The 26,590-nt window shown below is 52.3% G+C and carries 20 protein-coding genes; 12 read left to right on the top strand and 8 right to left on the bottom strand.

The features are described 5' to 3' along the window. The first annotated feature begins 91 nt into the window (after window positions 1–91). Genes treZ through glgX form a run of 3 tightly spaced genes read left to right on the top strand, consistent with a single transcriptional unit; the run spans window position 92 to window position 6,467 of the window. Complete coding sequence (gene treZ / locus PO881_RS22335) at window positions 92–1,876, top strand: malto-oligosyltrehalose trehalohydrolase (protein ID WP_192412794.1); 1,785 nt, start codon at window positions 92–94, stop codon at window positions 1,874–1,876. After that, complete coding sequence (gene treY / locus PO881_RS22330) at window positions 1,873–4,359, top strand: malto-oligosyltrehalose synthase (RefSeq protein WP_280173035.1); 2,487 nt, start codon at window positions 1,873–1,875, stop codon at window positions 4,357–4,359. The genes treZ and treY overlap by 4 nt, the downstream gene beginning before the upstream one ends. A gap of 35 nt (window positions 4,360–4,394) precedes the next feature. Then, window positions 4,395–6,467, top strand: a complete 2,073-nt coding sequence (gene glgX / locus PO881_RS22325; protein WP_192412792.1) for a glycogen debranching protein GlgX — start codon at window positions 4,395–4,397, stop codon at window positions 6,465–6,467. 85 nt (window positions 6,468–6,552) lie between these two features. On the opposite strand, the gene PO881_RS22320 is transcribed toward glgX, so the two are convergent. Then, the gene (locus tag PO881_RS22320; RefSeq protein ID WP_280173034.1) at window positions 6,553–9,849 is read right to left on the bottom strand and encodes an autotransporter outer membrane beta-barrel domain-containing protein; all 3,297 of its coding nucleotides are present in this window, start codon (window positions 9,847–9,849) and stop codon (window positions 6,553–6,555) included. A 289-nt stretch (window positions 9,850–10,138) separates the two neighbouring features. On the opposite strand from PO881_RS22320, the gene PO881_RS22315 reads away from it, so the two are divergent. The 4 genes from PO881_RS22315 to tssD all read left to right on the top strand — a co-directional run bounded on the left by PO881_RS22315 (window position 10,139) and on the right by tssD (window position 13,267). Further along, on the top strand, window positions 10,139–11,782 hold the full coding sequence (locus PO881_RS22315) for a methyl-accepting chemotaxis protein (RefSeq protein ID WP_280173033.1): 1,644 nt from the start codon (window positions 10,139–10,141) through the stop codon (window positions 11,780–11,782). A 215-nt stretch (window positions 11,783–11,997) separates the two neighbouring features. Continuing rightward, on the top strand, window positions 11,998–12,447 hold the full coding sequence (locus PO881_RS22310; protein ID WP_192412786.1) for an STM2901 family protein: 450 nt from the start codon (window positions 11,998–12,000) through the stop codon (window positions 12,445–12,447). Then, the gene (locus PO881_RS22305) at window positions 12,441–12,767 is read left to right on the top strand and encodes a DUF1493 family protein (RefSeq protein ID WP_101761319.1); all 327 of its coding nucleotides are present in this window, start codon (window positions 12,441–12,443) and stop codon (window positions 12,765–12,767) included. Before PO881_RS22310 ends, PO881_RS22305 begins: the two co-directional genes overlap by 7 nt. 14 nt (window positions 12,768–12,781) lie before the next feature. Further along, on the top strand, window positions 12,782–13,267 hold the full coding sequence (tssD, locus tag PO881_RS22300) for a type VI secretion system tube protein TssD (RefSeq protein ID WP_192412784.1): 486 nt from the start codon (window positions 12,782–12,784) through the stop codon (window positions 13,265–13,267). A gap of 53 nt (window positions 13,268–13,320) precedes the next feature. Here the strand turns inward: tssD and PO881_RS22295 are convergent, their stop codons facing one another. Next, window positions 13,321–13,803 (bottom strand): cold shock domain-containing protein, encoded by a 483-nt coding sequence (locus PO881_RS22295; protein ID WP_101761317.1) that lies wholly within the window; start codon window positions 13,801–13,803, stop codon window positions 13,321–13,323. A gap of 190 nt (window positions 13,804–13,993) precedes the next feature. On the opposite strand from PO881_RS22295, the gene PO881_RS22290 reads away from it, so the two are divergent. After that, the gene (locus PO881_RS22290; protein ID WP_192412782.1) at window positions 13,994–14,692 is read left to right on the top strand and encodes an RluA family pseudouridine synthase; all 699 of its coding nucleotides are present in this window, start codon (window positions 13,994–13,996) and stop codon (window positions 14,690–14,692) included. Between the two features lie 20 nt (window positions 14,693–14,712). Here PO881_RS22290 and PO881_RS22285 read toward each other — a convergent pair whose 3' ends face one another. Then, window positions 14,713–15,252: a DUF2058 domain-containing protein gene (locus tag PO881_RS22285; RefSeq protein ID WP_101761315.1), complete on the bottom strand. Its 540-nt coding sequence runs from the start codon at window positions 15,250–15,252 to the stop codon at window positions 14,713–14,715. Window positions 15,253–15,558: 306 nt separating this feature from the next. Between PO881_RS22285 and PO881_RS22280 the strand changes: the two genes are divergently transcribed. Next, entirely contained in the window at window positions 15,559–16,539 is a 981-nt protein-coding gene (locus PO881_RS22280; protein WP_110867169.1) for a DUF1852 domain-containing protein, read from the top strand. A gap of 29 nt (window positions 16,540–16,568) precedes the next feature. Next, window positions 16,569–17,600 (top strand): methionine synthase, encoded by a 1,032-nt coding sequence (locus tag PO881_RS22275; protein ID WP_101761313.1) that lies wholly within the window; start codon window positions 16,569–16,571, stop codon window positions 17,598–17,600. 60 nt (window positions 17,601–17,660) lie between these two features. Here the strand turns inward: PO881_RS22275 and PO881_RS22270 are convergent, their stop codons facing one another. Next, the gene (locus PO881_RS22270) at window positions 17,661–19,130 is read right to left on the bottom strand and encodes a glucosyltransferase domain-containing protein (RefSeq protein WP_280173032.1); all 1,470 of its coding nucleotides are present in this window, start codon (window positions 19,128–19,130) and stop codon (window positions 17,661–17,663) included. A 210-nt stretch (window positions 19,131–19,340) separates the two neighbouring features. On the opposite strand from PO881_RS22270, the gene yajD reads away from it, so the two are divergent. Beyond that, window positions 19,341–19,688 (top strand): HNH nuclease YajD, encoded by a 348-nt coding sequence (yajD, locus tag PO881_RS22265; protein WP_280173031.1) that lies wholly within the window; start codon window positions 19,341–19,343, stop codon window positions 19,686–19,688. A 48-nt stretch (window positions 19,689–19,736) separates the two neighbouring features. Here yajD and fliD read toward each other — a convergent pair whose 3' ends face one another. Continuing rightward, window positions 19,737–21,149 carry a flagellar filament capping protein FliD gene (fliD, locus tag PO881_RS22260; RefSeq protein ID WP_110867167.1) on the bottom strand — a complete coding sequence of 471 codons (1,413 nt, stop codon included), beginning with the start codon at window positions 21,147–21,149 and terminating at the stop codon, window positions 19,737–19,739. Window positions 21,150–21,442: 293 nt separating this feature from the next. Between fliD and PO881_RS22255 the strand changes: the two genes are divergently transcribed. Then, entirely contained in the window at window positions 21,443–22,306 is an 864-nt protein-coding gene (locus tag PO881_RS22255) for a PRD domain-containing protein (protein ID WP_137387031.1), read from the top strand. Between the two features lie 39 nt (window positions 22,307–22,345). On the opposite strand, the gene ascB is transcribed toward PO881_RS22255, so the two are convergent. The 3 genes from ascB to PO881_RS22240 form a co-directional block, all read right to left on the bottom strand. Beyond that, window positions 22,346–23,740, bottom strand: a complete 1,395-nt coding sequence (gene ascB / locus PO881_RS22250) for a 6-phospho-beta-glucosidase (protein ID WP_277975259.1) — start codon at window positions 23,738–23,740, stop codon at window positions 22,346–22,348. 15 nt (window positions 23,741–23,755) lie between these two features. Next, the gene (gene bglF / locus PO881_RS22245; RefSeq protein WP_280173030.1) at window positions 23,756–25,624 is read right to left on the bottom strand and encodes a PTS beta-glucoside transporter subunit IIABC; all 1,869 of its coding nucleotides are present in this window, start codon (window positions 25,622–25,624) and stop codon (window positions 23,756–23,758) included. 214 nt (window positions 25,625–25,838) lie between these two features. Beyond that, on the bottom strand, window positions 25,839–26,543 hold the full coding sequence (locus PO881_RS22240) for a YoaK family protein (protein WP_192412774.1): 705 nt from the start codon (window positions 26,541–26,543) through the stop codon (window positions 25,839–25,841). Between the last annotated feature and the right edge of the window lie 47 nt (window positions 26,544–26,590).

Genomic DNA, 26,590 nt, shown 5'->3' with positions numbered 1-26,590 from the left:
ACTTTTATCCCAAATTATTTATCGTTTTCAGCCAGTAGCGAATCGCTTGATGTCGTCCATTGCCCCTGCGTGGGCTAAACGAGGCAATTGAATGGAATTCAGATCATTTGAAAAATCCTGGGGCGCTGAAATTCTTGCTGATGACAGCGTCCGTTTTCGTGTTTGGGCACCAGGGCAGCAGCACATCACCTTAAGACTTGCCGATAACGACACCGCCATGCTCGACGCAGGCGACGGTTGGTTTGAGCTGCAAGTCAGCGGCGTGGCGCCCGGTGCAGAGTATAACTTTGTGCTGGACGATGGCACGGTGGTGCCGGATCCCGCCGCGCGTGCGCAAAAGGCTGATGTTAACGGCCCTTCACTGGTGGTCGATCCGCAAAGCTATCGCTGGCAGCACACCGAATGGCAAGGTCGTCCATGGCATGAAACGGTGGTGTATGAAATGCACATCGGTACCTTCACGCCCGAAGGCACCTTCCAGGCGGCGATAGCTAAATTGCCGTGGCTGGCCGAATTAGGCATCACGCAGCTGGAAGTGCTGCCGGTGTCGCAGTTTGGTGGCAATCGCGGTTGGGGCTACGACGGCGTGCTGCTCTACGCTCCGCATGCGGCTTACGGATCGCCGGATGATTTCAAAGCCTTTATCGATGCCGCGCACGCGCACGGTTTGTCGGTGGTGCTGGATATCGTGCTAAACCACTTTGGCCCGGAAGGCAACTACCTGCCGCTGCTGGCGCCGGCGTTTTTCCACCAGGAACGCATGACGCCGTGGGGCGCAGGCATTGCATATGATGTCGATGCTGTGCGGCGCTACATTGTCGAAGCACCGCTCTACTGGCTGCAGGAATTTAATCTTGATGGCCTGCGTTTTGATGCCATTGACCAGATTGAAGACAGCTCCAGTAAGCATGCGCTGATTGAGATTGCCGAACGCATCCGTCAGGAAATACCCGAGCGCCCTATTCATCTCACCACCGAAGATTGCCGCAACGTTATCTTCCTGCATCCGCGTGACAAACAGGGCAACGCGCCGCTGTTTACCGGTGAGTGGAACGATGATTTCCACAACGCGGTGCACGTGTTTGCAACCGGTGAAACTCATGCCTATTACGAAGATTTCGCCGACGTGCCGGAGAAGCTGGTGGCGCGAGTGCTGACTGAAGGCTTTGCTTATCAGGGCGAACTTTCACCGCAGAGTGGGCAGCGGCGCGGCGTGCCGAGCGCCAGCCAGCCGCCGGTGGCGTTTGTTGATTTCATCCAGAACCATGATCAGGTGGGTAACCGCGCGCAGGGCGATCGTTTGCTCAGCCTGGCGGGCAGCGATCGCACCAAAGTGCTGCTGGCGACGCTGCTGCTGTCGCCGCATATTCCGCTGCTATTTATGGGCGAAGAGTATGGGGAAACGAATCCTTTCCTGTTCTTCACCGATTTCCACGGCGATCTAGCCAAAGCGGTGCGTGAAGGGCGCGCGAAGGAGTTCACCGGGCACGCCGGGCATGACGAAGAGGTGCCGGATCCCAACGCCGAGCAGACCTTTGCCCGCTCAAAACTTGACTGGGATAAGTTACAAACGCCTGAAGGCCAGAGCTGGCTGGCGCTCACGCGCGAGCTGCTGGCGCTGCGTCAGCAATATATCGTGCCGCTGCTGGCCGATGCGGGCGGCAACAGCGGCAAGGTGCTCGCCACCGCTGAAGGCTTTGTGGCCGTCAGCTGGCATTTCCCACAAGGCGAACTGTCGCTGGCGCTGAATATCGGCAAGCAGACGCAACCTTTACCCGCCACGCCAGGTCGCACGATTTTCGCCTGGCCGCAAGAAACTGAAGCATTATCACAAAACGCCATCGTGGTGCGTTTGGATCAGGGAGCAACAAGATGAGTATTCCAACCGCGACGTATCGCATTCAGTTTCGCAACGGCATGACGTTTGATCGCGCCGCGGCGCTGGTGCCCTATCTGCAACGCCTTGGCATCAGCCATCTTTACGCGTCGCCGATATTTAGCGCCACCGCCGAATCCACCCACGGTTACGACGTCATCGATGCCAATGAGATCGAACCGGCGATTGGCGGCCGCGACGGCTTTAATCGTCTGGTTGAGGCGTTGCAGGACGCGGAGATTGGCTTGATTCTCGACATCGTGCCAAACCATATGGCGGCCTCGCTGGAGAATGCCTGGTGGCGTGATGTGATCGAGTATGGCGAGAGCAGCCGCTATGCCAATCATTTTGATATCGACTGGACGCGCCGCCTGACGCTGCCGTTTCTCGGCGACAGCTTCGAGAACGTGCTGGAAAACGGTGAGCTGAGCATTAAAGCGCATCCGCAAACTGGCCATCCCGCGTTGGCGTATTACGACAGCTTTTACCCGCTGACGCCCGCCAGCTGGCAGGATCGCGCCGACGAGGTGCTGGCGATGACTGAAGCCAAAGCGATTGCTGAACTGCATGAGCAGCAGCCGTGGCGTTTGATGAGCTGGCGCGATGCACGCAGCGAGCTCTCTTATCGCCGCTTCTTTGAGATCACCGGTCTGGTCGGCGTGCGCGTTGAAGATGAAGCGGTGTTTGCCGATTCCCACCGGCTGATTCTTGAACTGGTGCGCTCGGGCGCGGTCAGCGGCCTGCGCGTCGATCACGTTGATGGCCTTGCCGATCCACAAGGCTATTTGCGCCAGCTGCGCCAGGCCACCGGCCCGGATTGCTATATCACGGTAGAAAAGATCCTCGCCGAAGGGGAAAAGATCCCTGACGATTGGCCGATTTCCGGCACCACCGGCTACGAATTTATTGCCGCGCTGTCGCACGCGCTGGTGGATGATTCGCAGATCGACACGCTGCATCTCGCCTATGAAGCCACCACCGGACAACGCAACGACGTTGAAGGCGGACTGCGCGTGGCGCGTGAATTGATGGTTGACCGCAATTTCGCCGGTGAGTTTGCGCGTCTGCTTAAGCTGGCGACGCAGATTGCCGGTTCCGAACATCGCAACCTTGGCGAAGCGGAACTGCACGTCGCACTGCGCGAAATCCTCATCGCCTTCCCGGTGTATCGCACCTACGGCCAGCAGGACGGCATGCCGCTTGAGGGCGAAGAGCTGCTGCAACAGGTGCTGGAAACGGTGAAAAACAGCGCGTCGCCAACGGTGTTGAGTTTGCTGCAGGCGATGCTGCTGGGCGCGGTTTCTGAAGAGAGCGAAAAAGACGCGCACGAATTCCGCATGCGCTTCCAGCAGCTGACCGGACCGCTGATGGCGAAATCGGTGGAAGACACGCTGTTCTTCCGCAATCACGTCGCGTTAGCCATCAATGAAGTGGGCGCAGAACCGCTGCCGCACGCCTTCTCGCTGGCGCATTTCCACAGCGAGATGCAAACGCGGCTGCAACAGCAGCCCGATGGCATCTCTTCCACCTCAACCCACGACACCAAGCGTGGTGAAGATGCGCGTGCGCGGCTGTATACGCTAAGCGAAGCCCCCGCGCTGTGGGCGGAACACGTAGCGCGCTGGCGGCAGATTAATCAGGCGCAGGTGGTGGAACTGGACGATGGCGCCGCGCCGGAACCGGCAGTGGAATGGATGCTGTATCAGGCGTTAGCCGGCGTGTGGCCGACCACCTTGCAGTCGCAGGATGCCAGCCAACTCGAAGAGCGCTTTATTCCTTTTGTCGAAAAAGCGTTACGCGAAGCCAAACTGCGTACCGACTGGGCAGAGAGCAACGAAGCCTACGAAAAAGCGGTGCTGGATTACGCGCGTCATCTGCTTTCACCGGCCAATCAGTTGTTCCTCAGCGATTTCAGCCACGCGTTGCAACCGTTTATTCAGGCCGGATTAATCAATAGCCTGACGCAAACGGTAATTAAACTCACCGCGCCGGGCGTACCGGATATCTATCAGGGTAGCGAAGCGCTGGATTTCAGTCTGGTCGATCCCGACAACCGCCGCACGCCGGACTTCGCGCTGCTGGAGCAGCAGCTGGAAGAGTCCGCTTCGCCCGACTTCAACGACGCGCAAAACTGGCTGAGCGGCAAACTGAAACAACAGGTGATTGCACGCCTTCTGCATCTGCGCCGCGATTATCCGCAGCTGTTCCGCGTGGGCGATTATCAGCCGCTGGACGTCAGCGGTGAACATCAGGAGAAAGTCATCGCCTTTGCGCGTCAGGACAGTAACCACGCGCTGCTGGTGATTCTTCCGCGCCTGAGTTTTGACAACGCGCAGTGGACGCAAACCGAAGTGGTACTGCCCGAGTCACTCGCCCATCGTCACTATCGCAACTTATGGAGTGGCGAAACCGTGACGATTGGCGATTACATCGCGCTGGATGAGGCGGCCTCAAGTGCGCCGTTAGTGCTGCTGAGCAGCTGATGCATTACCCGATTAATCTGTGTGGAGAATAATGGATGACAAGTAAGCCTCTAGAAATTACAGCAGGTTCGGGACAAGTGCTTGGCGCTAACTATGATGGCCAGGGCGTGAACTTTGCGCTGTTTTCGGCCTGCGCTGAGCGAGTCGAACTGTGTTTGTACGATGAGAGCGGCGAAAACGAAATCGCCCGCTTCGATTTGCCGGAATACACCCATGAAGTGTGGCACGGCTACATTCCCGGCTTGCAGCCCGGCGCGCTCTATGGCTATCGCGTACACGGCCCGTACGAGCCGGAAAATGGCCATCGCTTTAACCCTAACAAACTGTTGCTCGACCCTTACGCACGCGAACTGGCGGGCGAATTGCAGTGGGACGAGTCGCACTTCGCGTATGACCTGCTGCATGAAGATAAGGATTTGAGTTTCGATACCCGCGACAGCGCACCGTTTACGCCCAAATGTGTGGTCATCGATCCCAATGAATTTGACTGGCAGGATGCTAATCGACCGAATATTCCGTGGTCGAAAACGGTCATTTATGAAGCCCACGTTAAAGGTTTTAGCCAGCTTAATCCGGCGGTGCCCGAAGAGATGCGCGGCACTTACGACGGTTTAAGCAATCAGGCTTCGATCGATTACATCAAAAGCCTGGGCGTAACCACCGTGGAGCTGCTGCCGGTGCACGGTTTCCCGGACGATCAGCATCTGCTGGATCGCGGTCTGAAAAACTTCTGGGGTTACAACACGCTGGCGTTCTTCGCCCCGGCCACGCGCTATTTTGGTCCGCGCGGGATTCAGGGCTTCCGCGATATGGTGCGCGCCTTCCACGATGCTGGCCTCGAAGTGATCCTCGACGTGGTTTACAACCACACCGCCGAAGGCAATGAACTCGGCCCCACGTTGTCGTTTAAAGGCATTGATAACTACTCTTATTACCGCACGCTGCCGGATCAGCATCGCTACTACATCAATGACACCGGCACCGGTAACACCGTGAATACGTCGCATCCGCGCGTGCTGCAGATGATTCTCGATTCGCTGCGTTATTGGGCCGAATCCATGCATGTTGATGGCTTCCGTTTCGATCTCGGCACCGTGCTGGGCCGTGAACCAGAAGGCTTTGACCAGCGTAGTGGCTTCTTCGATGCCATCATGCAGGATCCAGTGTTGTCCAAACTGAAACTGATCGGTGAGCCGTGGGATATCGGGCCGGGCGGTTATCAGGTTGGCGGCTTCCCGCCGGGCTGGGCGGAGTGGAACGATAAGTATCGCGATACGGTGCGTGAGTATTGGAAAGGTGACATGGTCACTAATGACTTCGCCGCGCGCCTGCTCGGTTCTGGCGATCTCTACGATCAGCGCGGTCGCCGTCCCTGGTCCAGCATTAACTTCCTTACCGCGCATGATGGCTTCACGCTCAACGATTTGGTTTCGTACAACGAGAAACACAACGAAGCCAACGGTGAAGATAATAATGACGGCCATAACGAGAACCGTTCGTACAATTACGGTGCGGAAGGCCCGACGGACGATGAAGGCATCAACGCGGTACGTGAGCGGCAGAAACGCAACTTCCTCGCCACGCTGCTGTTCTCGCACGGCACGCCGATGTTGCTGGCGGGTGATGAGTTTGGTCGCAGTCAACTCGGCAACAATAACGGCTACTGCCAGGACAGCGAAATTTCCTGGCTGCATTGGGAAAACCTGCCGCCTTCTGCTGATGCGCTGCGCGACTTTACCCGACATATTCTGGCGTTACGCGCTCAACAACCGCTGCTGCGGCGTGAAAGCTGGCGCGATGGTATGGAAATCAAATGGTTTAACGCCGGTGGCGGCTTCCAGCAGGATGATCAATGGGACGATGGCACCACGCTCGGGGTGTATCTCGGTCGCCCGGATTTAGAGCCGGAGGAAGGCATCTGGCATGACGTGTTGATGCTGTTTAATCCGTATGAAGGCAATGTGCCGTTCAGTATTCCACAGTTTGGTGAAGGCGGCTGGGTGCTGGAGCTTTCGACGTCTGACAGCGTTGAGAAAGGGTTAGTGATTACCAAGGAGAAGGATTTCGAGCTGGAAGGCCGCAGTATGGCGCTGTTCCGCAGGCCGTAATTATATAAATTTGCGCAATAAATTGCGCCGCTACGGCAGCATGCACGCATTCGTAGCGGCGCAATTCTTCACGCGATTTGTGTCATCAGAAATTAACCTTCACGCCCACCATCGCACTGGTATCGCTGTACCCCTTATCCCCCATCTGCTGACCCATATTGCCCCACAGATTAACGGTTTTATTCAGCTTCGCATCGACACCCACTTTCACTTCACCGAGGTTACGCGCTCCGGCTTGCTGCACGCTGATGCCATTCATGCTGCTGCCAAAGGTTTCGGTGTTGTGCACCCAGTTGGCTTCGATAAACGGCTCGAAGGTGCGGTTTTTACCATCATCAATGGCATTGTGGCCTTTGATGTAAGCGCGAACACCCAGACGCGTTTGCAGGTTGTTGTCGCCTTCACCCACCACGCGCGTGCCGTTTTGCTCTTGATGATCCTTCGCTTTCACGCCCATCCAGGTCGTCTGCGCCTTCGGCTGCAGATAGACGCTGGAACGCTCGCTCATCTCCGCGACTTTGAAGCTGTAACCGGCTTCCACTGACGCGGTGATGCCTCTCGATTTGTAGCTCTCTTCCGCGATGCCATCACCTTTCACGCTGTTATCAAACCAGTTGTAGAGCATCCAGCTGTCTACATAAGCTCCGGTCTTGTCAGCGTTGTCCTGCAACCAGGTCGCGTAAACGCCCGTGCTGTAACCGTGCACCTGACCTTTTGCGGTGTAACCCGTCACGTTGGAGTGTGTGTTACTTTGCGCATTAGCGTAGCCGCCCATGACACCCAGATGGAAGCGGTCCGCACCATTACTGCTCCACTGGGCGATATCGCCGCCTAACTGCATCACATAACGGTTACCGGTGGATTTCAGCTGGCCGGAACTATCGCTGAAGCGCGTGTGTCCACCTGCGTTACGCAACCACAAGCTGGTGGCGTGTTTCTTACCGTCTGCGCCAATGTAGTGGGTCTCACCCAGACGATCATCCAGCGAGGTGGTAAATAAGGTATTCGCCGCAGCAAGGTTAGCCGCATAACTGCCCGCTTCCGGACGCGTAATCGGGAAGCCTTTAACCGGCTTGCCCACATCGCCCGCATTACCTGAGCCACTGCCTGGCGTGCCGGTATCATCGCCTGGCGTGCCGGAGCCGTTGTCAGGATCGCCAGGATTAACCGGATTGCTGCCTGGATTGCCCGGTGCCACGTTGTTGCTGTTGCTCTCCAGTACCCATTTATTGGCATCCTGCACCAGATGATAATCGTAAGCACCGGCCACAATACGGCCCTGCTGGGTGAACGTACCGTTTACGTTGCCATCGACGCGAATCAGCTCGATACCATCGATGGTTTGCGCGCCGGTGCCGCCGGCGTTCTGCACCACCACGTTGCTGTTACCGGCGTAATCACCGGTGATGTGCAAGTGATCGGTCTCTGAGTGGTCATCCATCAGATGGGTTTTGAAGTCGATGGTACCGTTGGTGCTGTTCAGGCTGCTCAAGGTCACCTGGCTGAAGCCGGTGCCGGGTGCGGTCATATTCAGCGTGGCGTTATTCAGCGTCAGATTATCCACCGCAGAGCTCGACGTAACATTCCACTGGCTGCCATTCGCCAGGTTCAGATTTTCCAGTGAGCTGGTCGCACCGTTCCAGACGGAGTTGTTATCGAGGTTGATGATGTTAGTCGCGGTGTTGGCGCGATCGATGATGACATCACCGTTAAATACTGAGCCGTTATCACCGGTCAATGTCACATTGCTCACCGTGCCGCTATTGCCAATGCCTGCGGATAACAGCGTCGCGCCGGTTAATGCGGTGCCGGAAGTGGTGACTTTGGTATCGGCAGTGCCGGAAACCACCATTGCACTACCTTCACTCGCAGTAACCGCGCTGTTGCTCAGCGACACGGTGTTGTTGCTGACCGCATCAGACTGGAACAGCATACCCGCACTGTTCGCGCCGGTGAGCGTGATCTGTGAATTGGTTAAATCGACGCGGTTGTCACCATCACGCATCCCCATCCAGATACCCGAAGACAAAGCTGCGCCATCCTGACCCGCGATATTCACGCTGACACGGTCGCCCCTCAGCGTTCCACCCTTAAGAACAGCCAACCCATCAGCATTACTAACGTGGTTGAATTCAACATTATCCAATTCAACCAGGGCGCCTTCGCTAACGCGAACGCCGAGTAAATTTCCACGTGTACTGTTGACCTGGACATTCTTCAAGCTGGCTAATCCACCAGTATAACGGGCTGCCACTGCGGCTCCTAAGCTCGTCAAATCGTTGGTCACCATCGTATCAGGCGCCTCAAGGCCATTATTATTAATAACGGTATTAAACGCTGTTACTGTGCCTGATGTTGCTGCAAGACCCAGAGCTGAGGTATTTATCGTCGCGTTACGAATGTTTACTTCACTGCCCGCATTTAGTGCCTGAACGGAAGTGGTGGGTCCGGAGGTAGTAATTGTGCCGTTATCATAATTCACTACCGCTCCGCTGCCGCTAGCACGTAATCCATAAGAGTTAATTCGGTCGGTAAAAATGGTTGTGTTGGTTAAATTGACCGTGCCACCGTTCTGCGCCATTACCGCTTCTGAAGAAGACCCAGTCGTGCTTATTTTGCTGTTAGTAATATCTATTTGACTTCCAGCTCCTGTCGCATAGGCACCTAATGCGAGATGTCCGGAAGTTGCGAGTGTGCTGCCATCGATGGTGATTTTTCCGCCTCTTGATGCGTAGGCAGAATGACCGCGTTCACCTGAAGTGCTGGCAATGGTGTCGCTAAGATTAATATTGCCATTAGAACCTTGCGAAACCAGACCATAGGCCGATGATGTAATTGAACTATTGCTGAGCGTGGCTGAGCCATCAACAACATGTACACCGTAGCTCGATGAGCCGCTGGTGTTGATATGGACGCCAACCGCATTAATGTTGCTGTTGTTTTGCGACATCATGCCCTGCGCAGAGGACCCCGAGGTCTTAATTTCAGTGTTCTTCAGCGTGATGGTTGCGCCCGTATTTGCCATCGCACCCACACCGGCGGTGCCGCTGGTGGTCAGCGAACCGTTGGTAAAGGTGATCGAACCCTTATTCGATGCGCTCAAGCCGCGCCCGCTTTCACTGTTGTTTGCGGTCGAGACGATATCCTGTCCGTCGTAGTTTAAGATTGCACCGTTGGCGATAATCGCCGCGGCGAATACGTTGCTGACAGGTAATGTGACAGCTACAGCCATCGCCAGGCCAGAGAGCACCGCTGTTTTCCGCGCTGCGCTGCTCATCGCACTATTCGAAGATTGGGATTTAACTTTGCCCTTAGCCAGCTCAGAGGCCACCACATAACGCTGCGTTGCAGCATGCCAAATCACGCGGAAAATTTTATTCATGGGATTTTACTCTCTTTAAGTTCAGAAACTTTCACGATTTCCGAAATGATAGAGAGCGGGTCTGTAAGGCAATATCGGAGGGAGCGCGGAGTTTTGTAGTCCTTTACTTATCCGATGCAATACAGCGCTGGTATCCGGCAAAAATGTTAAAAATTAGCGTGATAACCAGTTGAAGACTTAAACCCTGAATAAAAAAATTAACTAATTTCCTCAATCTGCCGATGGTTATTAATCTGCCCTCTTCCCTACGCGGCTTTTGCCGGGACGCTTTAAGATTAAGGATAATAAAATGAACATCTCTCAACGTCTGTTTGCCACCTTTTCCATACTGTTTGGCGCCATCATCCTGCAAGCGATACTCGCCATTTCCTTACTCTCTGGTTTTCAGGATCGCTTTGAATATGTACAGGCCAATGCGATTCCCTCGATCAAAGATCTGGGGAAACTGATTGATGGCAGTAACCAGTTGGCGTTAACGCTCTACAAACACAAAAGCCAGACCGACGACAGCAAAATGCCGGCTATTGAGGACGAGATCCAGAAACAGCTGGCGGATTTGAAGGCGCAGACCGATTACTACATGGCGCACGATATCTCCAGCGATGAAGATAAGCGCTTAACCGAAGTCGCTTATGCCAATATTCAGCACGTCACCGCCGCACTGGCGCCATTTATCACCGCCTCGCGTGCGCATCAAAATGATATCAGCCTCAATCTGATTGATGGACAAACCGGTATCGGAGCCGCCATTCGCCAGCTGATTAGCGATTATCAAAAACAGCTGCAGCTGAATATCGCCATTGGCGATGAACTGCGCGCCACCAACCGCAGCACGTTCCACTCGGTGTTATGGACGACCATCACCGGCGTTATCGCCACCGTGCTGATTTTTGGCGTGCTGTCGCTGTTCACCGTATTGCGTATCCGTCGCAGCTTGTCTGCTGCGGGCAAAGTGATGATGACTGCCAGCGAAAACCTCGATTTGACGCTGAAAGCAGATGAGAGCCGTCGTGATGAAGTGGGCAACATGGCGCACTCGTTTAACGTCCTGATGGATCGCGTATCAGGCGCGCTCTCCTCGGTGCGTCAGGCGTCACAATCAGTGAGCAGCGCATCGGTACAGATTTCCGCGGGCAATGAAGATCTCTCATCACGCACCGAGCAACAGGCGGCATCGCTGGAGCAAACCGCGGCCAGCATGACCGAGCTGAGTGAAACCGTGCGTCAAACCGCTGATAACACGCGCCAGGCCAGTCAGCTTGCCGCTAACGCCAGCGGATTGTCGGAGAAGAGCAGCACATCACTGACCACCATGCTTTCAACCATGGATAACATTCGTGGTAGCTCGCGCAAAGTTACGGAAATCGTCTCGATCATTGAAGGCATCGCCTTCCAAACCAACATTCTGGCGCTGAACGCCGCCGTTGAAGCCGCACGTGCCGGTGAACACGGCAAAGGCTTCGCCGTAGTCGCCGGTGAAGTGCGCAACTTGTCGCAACGTTCAACCACCGCCGCGCGCGAAATCAAAACGCTGATCGAAGAGTCACATCGTCTGACCGAAGCCGGTGCTGCGCAGGCCAGCGACGTAGGCCGTAATATGAGCGTGATGAACGATGCCATTCATCAGGTAAGCCAACTGGTGGAAGAGATTGCCGCTGCCGCTGTCGAGCAGAGTCAGGGCATCGTGCAGGTGCAGCAAGCGGTGAATCAGATGGACGACGTTACGCAGCAGAACGCCGCGCTGGTGCAAGAAGCCTCTGCCGCTTCGCAATCGCTGCAGGAACAGGCCGGGAATTTGAATCAACTGGTGGGTAAATTCCATGTCGCGGCGGCTGGCGAAGTTCAGCAAAAGCAGGCTGTGGTGCGTACGGCTTTATTCGTTAAACCCTCGCGCGTTGCGGTGGTGAATGATGCGGATTGGCAGAGTTTTTAAGCTGATTTAGCCGGTGCGCATACATGTGCACCCTACGAAAACGCTGGGTCGCCAATCATGGCGACCACGCTGCCTTTATCAGGCAAACGCTGCCATAGTCTCCCTAAACTCTCCAATAGTTAACCCGCTATTAGTGGTTCCACTCCTCTCTTTTGAACAAAAAATAGCGTTCATCATGTTGTAATCTGGCCGCCTGTAATTCAGGGAGGATGATTATGGATACGGTTGAGCAGCTTAATGGGACGTACTTTTACAAAGGAGTCAGCAATGTTTCAGCTGGTGAATTATTTTTTTGGATACTTTTGGACAATATTGATGAGCATGTAGGTGGCATCAATAACATTGTTGCGGTGAGCAGCATCATTCTTGGTCTTCCTGTTCTGGGTACAAGAGGTAAGCCCGGCAATGCTACACCTGGTACTTCGATCGCCTCTAAATATTCGCGTCAAATTCTGAATGTGAAATTGCCCAGACCTTTGCCAACGTTCACTAACACCAGCATTAAGTTACTCAAGCCGATGTGGACAAACAATCTTGGGGCTTTTGTTGGTCGAACTGTGCCGGTTGTAGGATGGGTCTTGCTAGCAAATGATCTTTCTCAAATAGTCTATAAGACTGTTTCAACCTACAACATGATCGTGAGAGAAGAAGATCGAGTATGGTAGACGAACATCAAATATTAGATTTTTTTCGTGGCGAGTTATCTCTCATGACCACATGGAGTTTAAAACCCATTCCAATCGAATTTGATACTCCATTACAAGGCTACGCCGGATGGGATGAGTTGCCCTATGCCATTCAGGATTTTGGTAAAAAATATCATGTCGATACAACAGTTATAAATTTTGATGCTTATTATCCGTGGAAAACAGAAACAGTTTTCCGAAAATACTTTTCTAAGGATCCAATTCAACAAGACGTTAAACCACTAACTGTACGTATGTTTGTGGAGTCGGCTAAAGCTGGACGCTGGTTGTATGACTAACTAAGGAGATTCACATGGCTATACCCGTTCATATGTTTATTAAAGATGATGGCGGCGCAGTAATCAGAGGCGGTTCAGACGTGATGCACCGTGAGGGCAGCATTGAATTACGGGGTGTACAGCATCTTCTCTCTATTCCCACCGACAACAGTACCGGCAAGCTAACAGGCACACGGCAACATGCTCCATTTATGTTTGAGAAAGAAATTGATTCTGCGTCACCTTATTTATACAAGGCTGTGGCAACAGGTCAGACGTTAAAAGAAGCTGAAATCAAATGGTACCGCATCAGTGATGCTGGTCAGGAAGAAGAGTACTTCAACATATTAATGGAAGACGTAAAGGTCATCTCGATATCGCCGATCATGCATGACACGCGTAATTGTCCAGGAACCGGACATATGGAAAGCGTTGCGCTGCGTTATGCGAAGATCACGTGGAAATATGTTGATGGAAATATTCAATTCACCGACGCATGGAACGAAAGGCCAACGGCATAATCAATGCGGAAATCCTGCGTGAGGATTTCCGCTGAGAATTAATCACAATATCTTCACACCTTAAGCATTTTCACCGTGGCATCAATATCAATTTCATCCGCCGTGAAAATCAAAGTCGTTCCCTGAAAGGTGGTCACCGCCAGTTTTTTCAGTGAGCGCGTTTCATCCGGCTTAACGTCTGTTTTCGGCTTGATGCTATTCATCAGAATACCTACCGACAGCACGGTATTCTCTTTATCGATGCGCGTTTCAACCGGCACGTCTTCGCTGTAAACCACATAAGATTTGATCGAGGTGAGCTTCAGGCGCTCGCCGGCAATATAGATGTATTTGCTCTCAGGTGAGACCTTCACCGCATACGCGGACAAACCTTTGTTATTGGTGGTGGGTTCAAAGGTCACCGCCGCGTCTTTCTTGATCAGCTCAGGGTTAGCGACCTTAATCACATGGAAATAGCGGTTATCGCCATTTTCATCTTTGATAAATCCAAAACCTTTATCCTGAAACCAGGTTGTGATCGTTCCGTTCATCGCCATTGCCGCCTACCTAATCGTTATCTACTCAGTTTTTTCAGCGCGCAGTGTAAAGCACATTGCCTGCGCAGACCACGTCTTTGCTTTAAGTCTGGACGATAAATTTCGCCTGAGCGAATAGACACATGCCCGGATTCGCCAGTTGCCGCAAAATTCGCTATTATCCGCATCCCTTCGCCAGCCGGGCAGCCTGATGTCTACGATTATCGATACCTTTATTGCCCCGCAATGTCTTGAAGAGATTGAGATTCTCTACCAGGACGATCATCTGCTGCTGATCAATAAACCAGCTGGTCTGCTCAGCCTGTCGGGGAAGAATCCGCGCAATCTCGATTCTGTGCATCATCGGTTAGTGAAGCTTTTCCCCGGCTGCACGCTGGTGCATCGTCTGGATTTCGGCACATCAGGGTTAATGGTGATTGCCCGCAATAAGGCGATCAATGCCGCAATTTGCCAGCAGTTTAGCCAGCGCAGCGTGACCAAGATTTATCGTGCACTGTTGTGCGGGCATCTGCATGACGACGAAGGTGTGATTGACGCGCCGATTGCCAAAGATCCGACGCTATTTCCATTGATGTCAATTTGCCCAATCAATGGTAAGCCAGCTCGCTCACGCTATCAGGTGATTGAGCGCACTCATCACCTATTGGAAGATAAGACGTTCATGCCATTAACGCGGGTGGAACTTACGCCAGAGACTGGACGCACCCATCAGCTGCGTATCCATTGCCAGCTGTTGGGCCATCCGATTTTGGGTTGCGACCTGTATGGCGGTCTTATGCTGGCGGGGACCGAACACGCCCCGCGTCTGATGTTACACGCCAGCGAGTTGAAGTTTGTTCATCCGGTCAGCGGCGAGTGCCTAAACGCCCGGTGTGCCTGCCCGTTCTGACAGCGCAACCGGCATTGTGCTTACCACATTAAATCATCAGGCACTTTGAAATCAGCGTACGGATCGTCTTCATCCTGCGCTTCCTGACTCAATGCACTATTCAACACGATGCTGTTCGCATCACGCTGCGCAATTTTATCGGCGACGCTGGCAGGAATAATCGCGTATTGGCTCTCGCCTTTGCTATCGACGGCCAGGCGCGCAATCGCCAATCGGCCATTAATCAGTTGTGTCTGCGTTTGCTTATCGACGTCGATTTTTTTGATCAAATTATTGTCGGTGAAATTAAAACCAATATTGCCTTTAGAGATATCGATTTTGTTCATTTCGATCAGCTGCTTAACCTGCGCTTTGTACTCTTTCGATAACGCCGCTTGCTTTTGCTGTTCGCTCAACTGCTTATCACGCTCAAGCTGAGCCTTTTTGTTCTCTTCCACCGCTTCTCTGGCCTCACGAGCCTGAACGCGTGATTTCTTAGCGGTTCTCTGGACCTTGTCCATTTTTTTGCTGCTGACTAAGCCTGCTTTCAGCAGCTGCTCTTGTAAGGTGAGTTTTGCCATTGTCGTGTCTTAACCGGTTAAAAATTTGTGGAAGAGTATACCTTTAATTGTAGAGCCTCTGCCAGGTTGAACAGGCTGGCTACAGTGAGCGCCGTTCATCCTCCTCTCCTCATCATGAAATTCCTTCATGTTCGATGAAATTAAATCACTTTTTTTCAACCAGTGACTCAGGCATAAAAGTACCATTGTTAATAACTTAAAATAATATCAAGCCTGCTGAATGAAAGTACCCTGCAAAAGCATTGGGAAATCCTGAAATCCAGCGACAGCAAGGCTTTTTATTGGTAACCGGGATAGCAGACTAAAATGAACAACGCCTTTACTTTTACTGTTAAGAGCCTTCGTTTCGACGAAAATTACAATCCTTCTGGCAATACACGCATCACCACCAATTTTGCCAATTTGGCGCGTGGTGAAAAGCGTCAGGAGAACCTGCGCAACGCCTTAGTGATGATTGATAACCGTTTCAATTCACTGGCGCATTGGGACAACCCTAAAAGCGATCGTTACGCGGTTGAGCTAGAGATTATTTCTGCTGAGCTGAATCTGGGTGCTGAGGGCAACAACAGCACCTTCCCGGTGATCGAAATATTGAAAACCAATATCGTTGATAAAAAAACCAACGAACGCATTGAAGGGATTGTTGGAAATAACTTCTCTTCTTACGTGCGTGATTATGATTTCAGCGTTTTATTGTCTGAGCACAACAAGAACCATACTGAATTCCGCACGCCAGATAATTTTGGCGATCTGCATGGCAACATCTTCAAGCATTTCGTTAACTCAGAAGCTTACAAAGCGAATTTCAATAAAGCGCCGGTTATTTGCCTGAGCGTATCCAGTAAAAATACCTATTACCGCACCGGTAATGAACATCCGGTATTGGGCATTGAATATCAGCAGGATGAACTTTCTCTGACTGACGAATACTTCGGCAAAATGGGCCTGCGGGCACGCTATTTTATGCCGGCAAACAGTGCTGCGCCTCTGGCCTTCTATTTCCATGGCGATTTACTCAGTGATTACACCAATCTTGAGCTGATTAGCACCATCAGCACCATGGAGACGTTCCAGAAGATCTACCGCCCTGAGATTTACAATGCGAATTCTGCAGCTGGTAGACACTATCAGCCAAGCCTGAGCCATCAGGATTATTCTTTAACGCGAATTGTTTATGATCGAGAAGAACGTAGCCATCTGGCTATTGAACAAGGAAAGTTCACGGAAGAGCGCTTCATCAAGCCATATCAAACTCTTCTTGAGCAATGGTTTACTCCCGTTCTTTGATTACCGATAAAAATATAAGGTCACCTGCTATGAAAAAATTATTACCGACTTCCACTGCTGGTAGTTTACCGAAACCATCGTGGCTGGCTCAGCCGGAAACGTTGTGGTCACCGTGGAAATTGCAAGATCAGGAATTAACCGACGGCAAACAAGATGCGCTGCGTTTGTGCCTGGACGATCAACAGCAGGCAGGAATTGATATCGTCAGTGACGGCGAGCAAACCCGCCAGCACTTCGTCACCACCTTTATTGAACATCTCAACGGCGTAGATTTTGAGAAGCGCGAGATCGTTAAAATCCGCGATCGTTATGATGCCAGTGTGCCGACCGTTGTGGGTCCGGTGAGTCGTCAAAAATCAGTATTTGTTGAAGATGCAAAGTTTTTACGTCAGCAAACTGATCGTCCCATTAAATGGGCGCTGCCGGGTCCAATGACCATGATCGACACGCTTTATGACAACCACTATAAAAGCCGCGAAAAACTGGCATGGGAATTCGCTAAAATTCTCAATGAAGAAGCGAAAGAGTTAGAAGCGGTGGGCGTCGATATTATTCAGTTTGATGAGCCGGCATTTAACGTCTTTTTCGACGAAGTGAATGATTGGGGTATCGCAACCTTAGAAAGAGCCATTGAAGGGCTGAAATGCGAAACCGCAGTGCATATTTGCTACGGCTATGGCATCAAAGCGAATACCGACTGGAAAAAGACGCTGGGCACAGAATGGCGTCAATATGAAGAGATATTCCCTAAACTGCAAAAGTCGAATATCGATATCATCTCACTGGAGTGTCAAAACTCGCATGTGCCGATGGAGTTGATGGAACTGATTCGCGGCAAAAAAGTGATGGTTGGTGCCATTGACGTGGCAAGCAATACCATTGAAACGCCAGAAGAAGTTGCAGCAACGCTGCGTAAAGCCCTGCAGTTTGTTGATGCTGATAAACTCTACCCTTGTACCAACTGCGGCATGATTCCTCTGCCACGCGGTGTGGCAAGAGGCAAGCTAGATGCATTGAGTGCAGGTGCAGAAATTGTTCGCAAAGAACTGTTGAATAAATAACACCAGATAAAAGCTCAGTCCGGGATTATTACCCACCCGCAACCGGACTGAGCCGTTGAATTAAAGTTTATTAATCTGCCCACCCGATTTTCTAAAATCAATCACCATCGTTTGCCCATCCTGAAAGGCGTCATAATCGGGTCCCTGCGCCAGAACCTGACGCGGTTTAATTACTCTCATTTCATCCGTTGCTTTCACCGCTTTCAATCTCAAACCTACATGTTTGATCAGCGCCAGCCATATCCACGGTTCAGACTCACCCAACATTTTCATGCGGATATGATCGATGATGGGGAAGTTACGAATATTGGTTTGTACTTCTGGAGCATCATTCAACTGCCCAATAAAGGCGAGTGAATCAATCGATTGGGCAGCGGGAGCAGAAAGCGTGATTTTGATCTGATTCATCACCTCCATTTGATAACGTTGATCGTTAACTACAGTGTTAAAAGTGACCAGCATCACCACCAGATGATAAAACAGCAATATCGCACTCAATCCCGCCAGCCAGCTTCTTATTGCAGGTAATGAATAAACGGCTACATAGAAACAGAACAGGAAAGTAATGCTGCATGCGCCCAGCATACGCGGTGCAAATAACGGCGTGGCTAAGGCCAATGAAAGCCCGGGGATGGCGATGATGACGATCAATCCCGCACTGAACAGCATTAAGACCGCACTTAGCGTCAACTTCTGCTGCTGTTTTAAGTTTCGAACCATCAAAACAAGGCCTGAAAACATTATCAGCATAGGCAGCCCTATAAATACCATCATGCCGCGCGGATAGGCGCTGAGAAAAAGGTCACTGAACGCCTTAATAGTGTTGATAAGGACTTGCAGAGAATCGGAATTCAGTGATAACAGCTTGCTGTGTTTCATGCTGTACCAGTCGATCTTCACCGGCAATAAATAATTCATCGCGAGTTTATAAGTCAGGATGGCAATGCCCAGCGCCACTATTTTCCCGCACAGCCACTTCCAGCTGGATTGATCATTTACCAGTCGAGAGACGACCAGCAAGGCTACACAGGCAATATAGACATTGAGCCCTGGCTGATAGAGTGTCTGAATCAGCAATAATATCAGCGCCGTGTAAACGATCTCCTGAAAAGGCTTTGCGCGATTAACCATGCTTGCCAGCATGGCGCCTGCAAATGACAGAAGTATGGTGAGACTGTCATAGGTATAGAGCATTCCCTGCGTCAGAAAGGGATTAAGAATGACAAATAGCGGCGGGAGAAATGACCAGAAACCCGCCAGCGGAATTCTCAATCTTTCCGTGAAAAATACCGCAGCAATACTTAGCGCCAGCAATCCGAGCAGTAAATTAAGCGGAGAAATATCGCTGACCGTATCACCAAAAGAGATCAGGGATTGTAATAACCAGGTGCCCGGCCTCCCGTTACTTAGCCATGTTGATCTATCCCCATCTAATATCCGGTAAAGATCATCCCGATAATAAATTTTGTTAGTCCATAGAGGGATGGTGGCCAGCAATGCCACCATCATCGTCAAAGCGATACGTTGCATCCGGCTTACCGACGGAGAATCATTAACGGGCATCATTTTATGAGTGAATTTCCATCGAACGGGGTCGGGCGGTCTTTTATTTCCGCGTAGTTACAAACTAGTGTAGGCGGTTTTTTAGAACGGATGCTCAGGAATGATAAACATCATTGGCAGCTGCGGGATGTGCAGATAACATGTCGCTTTATCTCTTTCTAACAGGTAACGTCTGCAATGGCTCTGATCCCTAAAAACTACTCGCGGCTGGAAAGCGGCTATCGTGAGGAAGCATTGAAAATCTATCCGTGGGTATGCGGCCGCTGCTCGCGTGAATTTGTTTATTCCAACCTGCGCGAATTAACCGTTCACCATATCGATCACGACCATACCAATAACCCAGAAGATGGCAGTAACTGGGAGTTGTTGTGCCTCTATTGTCACGATCACGAGCACTCGAAATACACCGAAGCGGATCAGTACGGCACACGTGTTGTGGCAGGTGAAGATGCGCAGAAGGATGTTGGTGAAGCCACCTATAATCCTTTTGCCGATTTGAAGGCCATGCTGAATAAGAAAAAGTAAGGCTAGTTTCAGAAATAGCGATCGCCATTTATGGCGACCGCGTTACGCTTACTTATTGGTCTTTGTACTATTGCTAAACTGCTCGGTGAGATAGTTGCTGGTGTTATTCAGCACGCTGACCATCTTATCCAGATTGGTGAACTGCTTTTTATACCGCGCAATCGTGTCATCAATACGTTTGCTGGCGGTATTGTACTGATCGGTTAGCGTATTCAGTTTTTTACTGATGGAATCCGTCGCGCCCTGCAACACACCTTTACTGCTGAGAAATGCGGTGAATGTGGTGTTCAGCACCGTCGAAACACCGGTTTTTTTGCCATCACCGACAAACATGTCCCGAATCGCTTCTGGTTTCACTTGCAAGCTGGTGGTCAGTTTGGTGGCATCCAGCTTAAGTTGGCCGTTAGTGGGATCGGTAGTAATGCCCGCCTGAGATAGCGTTTTATAAACACCTGAACCCGAGCTGTTGGCCAGAATACTTTTCAGTTGCACCTGAATATTACGCAGTGTGCCATCACCGAGTAGCGCTCCATTCTTCCCGTCCGGATCTTTACCCGCATCCACTGGCGTGTATTTAGTCAAACTCGCCATCGTATCCTGCAGCGAGTTATAGGCATTCACCCAATCGGTAATGGCGGTTTTCGCCTTGTTGGTATCGCTGCTCACCGTCAGCGTTTGGTTGCCGCTGGTTTCATCGTTAAGCTTCAGCGTGATGCCTTCCACCGCGTCGGTGATAACGTTGCTGCTGCTCTCAATCGCCACATTGTTTACGGTCAGCTTAGCATTCTGCGCCTCGACGCTTTGCGCCATGCCGCTGCTGGCCGCATCTGATGCATCAAAGCCGATAAAATCCTGCAAGGTATCATCGCCGGTCACGCTCAGCGATTTCACCGCATTGGCGGTGCCGGATGCCGATGATGTCAGCGACAAACGGTATTCCGTGGCGGAGACCTTGATCAGGCTTGCAGTAACGCCAACGTCGGATTTGTTGATGGTGTCACGAATCGCCGAAAGCGAAGTCTGATCTTTGGTTAGCGTAATGCTTTTCTCTTTACCTTCCGCGTTAACAAATTTCAGGGTTCTGGACGCGGCATCGCTACCTATCGCCGCTTTGATATCGGTTTTCGTCTCGCTGGTTAGCGTCTGGGATTGCGCCAGCTTCTGCACGCTGATGGTGTATTTTCCCGCCAGCGCATTGCCGTTGGAATCGGCGCTAAACGCACTGGAACTGGATGCTGTGGTCGTCGAAGTATAAAGCGCGGCATCGTTTAATTTATTGTTTGCCGTCTGGAAGGTCTGAATCGCGGTTTTAAGGGTGCCGTAGGCGGACAACTTCGCGGTCGCAGCGGATTGTTGTTTGGAAATCGGTGCCAGCGATTGTTTTTCTGCCGCGGTCAGTTTGTCGAGAATGGTGCTTAAACCCAGTCCTGAACCGACGCCTAATGTTGAAATCCCAGTCATGTACGCAACTCCTGTTAATTTAACGTTACGGTACTATCGGCAGCCTTAACGCAAACTTTATAGAAATCTGATCATTTCCTTACGCTATCCTTACATTCATTAAATTGCGCCATCAACGCATCTGATTAATTGCGCTGGAAATATGATGCGTTTCACATTTAACTGTCGCTCTGCTTGTCGGGAAAGCAGAGCCGATTATGATCTGGCGAGATTGTTACTGCGTTCAGCGCAGGCAAAACCTGACACGCCGTCCTCCCGGTGGGTCAGGTTTTTTATTTTCAGGGCAGATAAAAATGAAAATCGCGAAAATCCTCAACAATAATGTCGCGGTGGTGCTGGGCGACAACGGCAAAGAACAGGTGGTGATGGGACGCGGTTTGGCGTTTCAGAAGCGCGTGGGCGACGAACTGGATGCACAGCAGATCGAAAAAGTATTTGCGCTACAAAGCGACACCTTAACGGGCCGGCTCAGCGAACTGCTGTCGGATATCCCGCTCGAGGTGATCACCACCAGCGAACTGATCATTGCCAACGCACGTCAGCAGCTGGGCCAGCCGCTGCATGAAAGCCTCTCCATCGCACTGTGCGATCACTGCCATTTTGCGATTGAGCGCCATCAGCAAGGCATCCCGATTCGTAACGTGTTGAAGTGGGAGATCAAAACGCTCTATCCGAAAGAGTTTTCATTGGGTATCGAAGCGTTGGAACTGATTAACCAGCGGCTGGGCGTAGCGTTGCCGGAAGATGAGGCCGGATTTATCGCGCTGCATCTGGTGAATGCGCAGCTTGGTAGTGATTTCGCCGATGTTTCGCACATCACGCAATTTATGCAGGAAATCCTGCATATCGTGAAGTATCGCCTGCAGCTGGATTACCGCACAGAGAGCCTGAGCTACAACCGTTTCGTCAACCATCTGAAGTTCTTTGCGCAACGCATGTTGGGCAAACGCGGCGTGTGGAGCGAGGATGAATCTTTGCATGATGTGGTGCGCGACAAATATCCGCTCGCCTATCAATGTGCAGTAAAGATTGACCAGCATATTCAGCAGAAATACCTGTATCAGCTCTCCAGCGAGGAACGCATGTTTCTCACCATTCATATTGAGCGGGTACGCAAAGAGACGCTGGCGTTGCAGGATGATGCGGACGAGGCGTAAACCAGGTGCGCATGATTGCGCACCCTTCATTCAACTCACTTATTTCAACGCTGCACCATGGCTACGAATCACGTCCTGATACCAGAAGAAACTCTTCTTACGTGAACGCGCCAGCGTGCCGTTACCCGCGTCATCGCGATCAACGTAGATAAAGCCGTAACGCTTGGAGAACTCGGCTTTTGACGCGCTGACCAAATCAATCGGCCCCCAGCAGGTATAACCCAATACCTCGACGCCATCTTCAATCGCTTCACGCACCTGCACCAGGTGATCGTTGAGATACTGAATACGGTAATCGTCGTTAATTTGCCCGTCCGCTTCCACCACATCTTTGGCACCAAGCCCGTTTTCTACGATGAACAATGGCTTCTGATAGCGGTCATAGAGGATGTTAAGCAGAATGCGCAACCCTTCAGGGTCGATCTGCCAACCCCAATCGGAACTCGGCAGATGTGGGTTCGGCACCATCGAGAGAATGTTGCCGCGCGCTTTCTGGTTCTCCTCTTCGTTAGTGGTAACGCAGCCGGTCATGTAGTAGCTGAAGGAGATGTAATCGACGGTGTTTTGCAGGTCATGCTTATCGGCATCGGTGATCTCAATGCTGATGTTACGATCGGCGAAGAAGCGCTTCATATAGGCCGGATACGCGCCGCGCACCTGTACATCGCCAAAGAACAGCCATTCGCGGTTCTGTTGCAAGGTTTCCAGCACGTCCGCCGGACGGCAGCTCAGCGGATAGAGCAGCGCGCCCAGCAGCATGTTACCGATTTTGCCGTCCTTAACGATTTCATGGCAGGCTTTCACCGCGCGCCCGCTCGCCACCAGCTGATGATGAATCGCCTGATAGATTGCCTGCTGATCGCTCTCTTCCGCCAGACCTACGCCGGTGAACGGCGCGTGCAGCGACATGTTGATCTCATTAAAGGTCAGCCATAGCTTCACCTTGTGCTGGAAGCGGGTGAACACCGCGCGCGCATAGCGTTCAAAGCAATCAATGGTGATGCGATTGCCCCAGCCACCGTACTTTTTGATCAAGCCGTACGGCATTTCGTAATGTGACAGTGTCACCAGCGGCGTGATGTTGTATTTCGCCATCTCATCGAACAGGCGATCGTAATAGGCTAATCCCGCTTCATTAGGTTCCGCTTCATCGCCCTGCGGGAAGATGCGCGTCCAGGCAATCGAGGTACGCAGTACGGTAAAGCCCATCTCGGCGAACAGTTTAATGTCCTCCGGGAAGCGGTTATAGAAATCGATGGCAGTATCCTTGATGCCAAAATCGTCATCGCTGCGCTCGACGCGTGCACCAAATATGCCCTTGGGTTGCAGGTCGGAGGTCGATAAACCTTTGCCGCCTTCCTGATACGCGCCTTCAACCTGGTTTGCGGCAACGGCGCCGCCCCATAAAAATCCGTCCGGGAAACGTTTAGTCATCTGTTTACTCCTCTATTATTTCAGCACGGCCAACAACGGAGCGCCTTCGCTCACGGCCGTGCGGCTCAGGGTTAACACATCCACAAAGTCATCGCTATTACTCACCAGCACTGGCGTAGTGAGGTCAAAGCCTGCGGCTTTAATCGCATCGAGATCGAACTCCAGCAGCAAATCGCCCACCTTGACCGGCTGATCGTTCACTACTTTCGGAGAGAAATAGTGTCCATCGAGCTTCACGGTATCGAGGCCAACGTGGATCAACACTTCTGCACCCTGCGCCGATGTCAGGCCAATCGCATGGCCGGTGCGGAACATTGACGACACCACGCCATCGATCGGCGATACCACGCGGCCCCGCTGCGGGATAATCGCCGCGCCTTTACCGAGCAATCCGCTGGCAAAAGTTTCATCTTTAACCTGATCGAGCGGAATGACATCGCCCGCCATCGGACTGACCACGCTTTCGCGGCGCGTCAGGCTGGTGGGCGGAGCAACCTCTGCCGGCGGCGCAACCGCTTCGGTTGCGAGCTCGGTCAGACCGAACAGATAAGTGCTGACGCAAGCGAAGATCAGCGCCACCGCCGCACCGGCAAATGCCGCCAGCACGCTGGCATCAATGCCGCTGTTTGGCACCACCTGAATAAAGGTGAAGACACTCGGGAAACCAAAGGAGTAAATGGTGGTGTGCCAGAAGCCAAGGATCGCCGCGCCCAAGGCGCCACCGATGCAGCCGAAGATAAACGGACGACGACGCGGTAGCGTCACGCCATATACCGCCGGCTCGGTGATGCCGAAGATGCTAGCGGTAAAGGCTGATCCCGCCATCGCTTTCAGTTTCGCTTCGCGGGTGCGCAGGAAAATACCAAGCGTGGCGCCCGCCTGGCCCAGCACCGCAGGCATCAGCAAGGGCAGTAGCGTGTCGTGACCAAAGTTGGCGAGGTTGTTCAGCATGATCGGCACTAAACCCCAGTGCAGACCGAAAATCACGCACACTTGCCAAATCGCGCCCATCACCGCACCCGCAATCATGGGGCTCAGGCTGTAAATCCACAGATAACCTTCGGCCAACATGCGGCTCAGCCAGGTCGCCGCCGGACCAATCGCCAGAAACGTCAGCGGCACGGTGATCAGCAGGCAGCACAACGGCGTAGTGAAGTTACGCACCGCGCTGGGCGAACGCGGATGCACCCAGCGTTCAATCAGGCTGGAAACCCAGGCCGCGAAAATAATCGGAATCACCGACGAGCTGTAGTTCAACACTTTGAGTGGGATACCGATGAAGGTCAGCGCATTGCCCTGCTGCTGCTGTTGCAGCACTTCGAGAATCATTGGATGCACCAGCGCAGCGGCAATCGCCATGCTGACAAACGGATTACCGCCAAATTTTTTACCGGCGCTGTAGCCGAGCAAAATCGGCAGGAAGTAGAACAAACCGTCGCTGGCAACAAACAGCACTTTGTAGCTGCCGCTGTCGGCACCCATCACGCCGAGCACCAACGCCAACGCCAGCAACCCTTTGATGATGCCGGTGGCGATCATCACGCCGATAAAGGGGGTGAAGATGCCGGAAACCAGATCGATAAAGCGTGCAAATAAGCCTTGCGGTGCAGCGTTATCTGCTGCCTCGCTCTGATTATCCAGCCCGTGACGTGACGTGAGTTCGCGATACACTTCCGCCACCTGATTGCCAATCACCACCTGATATTGGCCACCGCTCTCCACCACCATAATCACGCCAGGATTGTCTTTTAACGCCGCAGTTTGCGCTTTTTGACTGTTTTTTAGTTTGAAGCGTAAGCGCGTGGCGCAGTGCATCACGCTGATGATGTTCTCTTTGCCGCCAACACCGGCAAAGATGTCATCCGCCAGTTCCTGATATTGCATCACTCTTTCTCCTGAACAATGCCCTAAACTCATGCCCTGAATTTCGCGCAAAAAAAAACCTGAGACGCGCCCTCTTCAACTGAAAAAGGGCGCGTCTCAGGTTTTGCCTGCCGAACAGTAACAATCCTTAACGGGCGCTATCATGCTAACAGCGCGGAAAAAGTGGCAAGCAGTTTTAGCGAACGATGCGGAAAACTGTGAAGCTGCTCACCGATCAGATCCGTTTCAGTGCCGCTAAAGCCAGCACGCTGAGCAGCGCACCGATCACCATCAGCAGCAGATAACTCATCCACTGCAGCAGCCAAATCCCCAACACACCGCCGGCCAAAAACGCCAGCACGGTGTAAAAATGCAGCTTAAGCCGTTCAATGTAGAGCGGCGCATCTTTGGGGGATTCTTTGCGGCGCAGCACATCAAACAGCATCGCCAGCTCAATGCCGATATCGGTCGCGGTGCCAGAAACGTGCGTGGTGCGCACGCGGGCGTTGGAAATGCGCGTCACAACGGCGTTTTGCAATCCCATCAAAAAACTCAGGCTCAGCACCAGCAGCACGCCAGAGCCGCTAAAGCGAAACCAGCTTTCAATCACGCCGAGCAGCAGCAAAGCGATGCCTTCAATCAGGATGTTGATGGCGTAGATGCCGCGAATCTGGCGCCGTCTGCCGGAGTTGATTATCAGCGTTGAGACAGAAGATCCGGCGATAAACAGCAGCACGATGAGCAGAAAAAACAGGCCGACGTGCAGATTGGCTTTGGCCAGATGGTCGGAAAGTGAGGAGACATTGCCGGTCATGTTCGCCGAGAAAAAGCCGACCGTTTCAAACGCTGCGGTGTTAAGTGCGCCCGCAACGGCGGCCAGCGTGCAGGCCAGGCGAATATCGGTGTTGAAGGTGCGCGTGTTCTCGGCGGTGATTAGCATGGGAAATCCTGGCCCGGTGAAAGATGCGTATCTTCCTCCCGTGACCA

This window comes from Pantoea sp. SS70 (assembly GCF_029866845.1).
GTDB lineage: Bacteria > Pseudomonadota > Gammaproteobacteria > Enterobacterales > Enterobacteriaceae > Pantoea > Pantoea leporis.
Note: the sequence above shows the minus strand (reverse complement) of the source record. Positions and strands in the feature narration are given on the sequence as shown.

Bases quoted from the DNA above. Each gene is read 5' to 3' on its own strand.
- treZ (WP_192412794.1), top strand. From the start codon at position 92: ATGGAATTCAGATCATTTGAAAAATCCTGGGGCGCTGAAATTCTTGCT.
- treY (WP_280173035.1), top strand. From the start codon at position 1,873: ATGAGTATTCCAACCGCGACGTATCGCATTCAGTTTCGCAACGGCATG.
- glgX (WP_192412792.1), top strand. From the start codon at position 4,395: ATGACAAGTAAGCCTCTAGAAATTACAGCAGGTTCGGGACAAGTGCTT.
- PO881_RS22320 (WP_280173034.1), bottom strand. From the start codon at position 9,849: ATGAATAAAATTTTCCGCGTGATTTGGCATGCTGCAACGCAGCGTTAT.
- PO881_RS22315 (WP_280173033.1), top strand. From the start codon at position 10,139: ATGAACATCTCTCAACGTCTGTTTGCCACCTTTTCCATACTGTTTGGC.
- PO881_RS22310 (WP_192412786.1), top strand. From the start codon at position 11,998: ATGGATACGGTTGAGCAGCTTAATGGGACGTACTTTTACAAAGGAGTC.
- PO881_RS22305 (WP_101761319.1), top strand. From the start codon at position 12,441: ATGGTAGACGAACATCAAATATTAGATTTTTTTCGTGGCGAGTTATCT.
- tssD (WP_192412784.1), top strand. From the start codon at position 12,782: ATGGCTATACCCGTTCATATGTTTATTAAAGATGATGGCGGCGCAGTA.
- PO881_RS22295 (WP_101761317.1), bottom strand. From the start codon at position 13,803: ATGGCGATGAACGGAACGATCACAACCTGGTTTCAGGATAAAGGTTTT.
- PO881_RS22290 (WP_192412782.1), top strand. From the start codon at position 13,994: ATGTCTACGATTATCGATACCTTTATTGCCCCGCAATGTCTTGAAGAG.
- PO881_RS22285 (WP_101761315.1), bottom strand. From the start codon at position 15,252: ATGGCAAAACTCACCTTACAAGAGCAGCTGCTGAAAGCAGGCTTAGTC.
- PO881_RS22280 (WP_110867169.1), top strand. From the start codon at position 15,559: ATGAACAACGCCTTTACTTTTACTGTTAAGAGCCTTCGTTTCGACGAA.
- PO881_RS22275 (WP_101761313.1), top strand. From the start codon at position 16,569: ATGAAAAAATTATTACCGACTTCCACTGCTGGTAGTTTACCGAAACCA.
- PO881_RS22270 (WP_280173032.1), bottom strand. From the start codon at position 19,130: ATGCAACGTATCGCTTTGACGATGATGGTGGCATTGCTGGCCACCATC.
- yajD (WP_280173031.1), top strand. From the start codon at position 19,341: ATGGCTCTGATCCCTAAAAACTACTCGCGGCTGGAAAGCGGCTATCGT.
- fliD (WP_110867167.1), bottom strand. From the start codon at position 21,149: ATGACTGGGATTTCAACATTAGGCGTCGGTTCAGGACTGGGTTTAAGC.
- PO881_RS22255 (WP_137387031.1), top strand. From the start codon at position 21,443: ATGAAAATCGCGAAAATCCTCAACAATAATGTCGCGGTGGTGCTGGGC.
- ascB (WP_277975259.1), bottom strand. From the start codon at position 23,740: ATGACTAAACGTTTCCCGGACGGATTTTTATGGGGCGGCGCCGTTGCC.
- bglF (WP_280173030.1), bottom strand. From the start codon at position 25,624: ATGCAATATCAGGAACTGGCGGATGACATCTTTGCCGGTGTTGGCGGC.
- PO881_RS22240 (WP_192412774.1), bottom strand. From the start codon at position 26,543: ATGCTAATCACCGCCGAGAACACGCGCACCTTCAACACCGATATTCGC.